General features: G+C 58.1%; 1 protein-coding gene. It reads left to right on the top strand.

The annotated features are described in order from the left end of the window. The first annotated feature begins 68 nt into the window (after window positions 1-68). Window positions 69-1,520, top strand: a complete 1,452-nt coding sequence (locus BM438_RS44510; protein ID WP_093647944.1) for an IS1182 family transposase — start codon at window positions 69-71, stop codon at window positions 1,518-1,520. The last annotated feature ends 138 nt before the right edge of the window (window positions 1,521-1,658 follow it).

Here is a 1,658-nt window from a genome sequence, read left to right as displayed (position 1 = left end):
GGCCGAGGCCGTGTAAAAACGCGCGTGATCACCTAGACTAAATCAACCCGCTGAAACAAGAGGCGCAGATGGGGCGATTTGTCGAAGGTGCGGAACGCAGTCAGACGACACTCCTGCCGGAGTGTCTCGATGACTTTATCGCTGAAGATAATCCTGTGCGGATTGTCGACGCCTTCGTCGAAGAACTCGAACTGGCATCCCTCGGATTCGAAGGCACCACGCCGGCAAGCACCGGGCGACCTTCTTACCACCCGGCCGTGCTGCTCAAGATCTATATCTACGGCTATCTCAATCGCGTGCAGTCTAGCCGACGCCTGGAGCGGGAGTGCCAGCGCAATGTCGAATTGATGTGGCTGACCGGCCGGCTTGCGCCAGACTTCAAGACGATTGCCGAGTTCAGGCGGAACAATGGTGAGGGCATTCGCAACGTGTGCCGTCGCTTCGTGATGATATGCCGGGAGCTGAAGCTGTTTACACAAGCGGTCGTAGCCATCGACGGTAGCAAGTTCAAGGCGGTCAACAGCCGCGACAACAACTTCACGCCCAACAAGATTGCACGACGTCAGGAGCAGATCGAGCAAAGCATCCAGCGTTATCTGGACGCACTGGAGACCGCCGATCGCACTCAACCAGCCGAGGTAGAAGCGAAGACTGAACGCCTACGGGAGAAGATTGAGACGCTGCGTGAACAGATGCGCGATCTGGATCGCGCAGCGGAGCTTCTAAACGACCTGCCGGAAAAGCAGGTCTCGCTGACCGATCCCGACTCACGCTCAATGGTCTCTCAAGCCAAGGGTACGGGCGTGGTTGGCTATAACGTTCAGGTCGCCGTCGACGCCCGGCACCATCTCATCGTTACCCACGAAGTCACGAATGTCGGCAACGACCGGACGCAGTTGAGCCCAATGGCCAAAGCGGCGCGCGACGCGATGGGCAAGAAGAAAATCAAGGCACTGGCAGACCGTGGATACTTCAGCGCACCAGAGATCAAGGCATGCGACGACGCGGGCATTACGGCATTGGTGCCCAAATCACAAACCTCCGGTGCAAAGGCTGACGGTCGCTTCGACCGGGCCGACTTCATTTACATCGCCAGAGACGACCAGTATCTGTGTCCGGCAGGGCAACGCGCGATATACCGCTACACCTCGTTGGAGAGTGCCAATCTGCTGAAACTGCGGACCTACTGGAGCACTGCCTGCCCACACTGTCCGCTCAGAAAGCAGTGCACGCCGGCGCCGTATCGGCGCATTCGCCGATGGGAACACGAAGCGGTACTCGACAGAATGCAACGCAGACTGGATCGTCAGCTTGACGCGATGACAATACGGCGACGAACGGTCGAACACGTGTTTGGCACGCTGAAGCACTGGATGGGCTCAACCCACTTCCAGATGCGCAGGCTTGGGAACGTTTCGACTGAAATGAGCTTGCATGTGCTGGCGTACAACCTCAAACGCGTCATGAAGATCCTCGGATTTGCAAAGACACTGCGAGCGATGAAGCTCGCAGGCGCGTAATCTCACGCCTGCCTTTGCTTGTTGGCGTGGCGCAATCAGTTCAGTCGTAGACAACAGGAAGACAGGAAGCTGCGAAGGCGCGGCCTCACCAGTCGCTCGACAGACCGCCGGCTCACGCGTTTTTACACGGCCTCGGCC

This window comes from Paraburkholderia aspalathi (genome assembly GCF_900116445.1).
Taxonomy (GTDB): Bacteria; Pseudomonadota; Gammaproteobacteria; order Burkholderiales; family Burkholderiaceae; genus Paraburkholderia; species Paraburkholderia aspalathi.
The sequence above is the reverse complement of the archived record's forward strand: the minus strand, read 5'-3'. Positions and strand labels throughout refer to the sequence as shown.

Excerpts from the sequence above, each read along its gene's own strand:
- BM438_RS44510 (WP_093647944.1), top strand. The coding sequence starts at position 69 with ATGGGGCGATTTGTCGAAGGTGCGGAACGCAGTCAGACGACACTCCTG.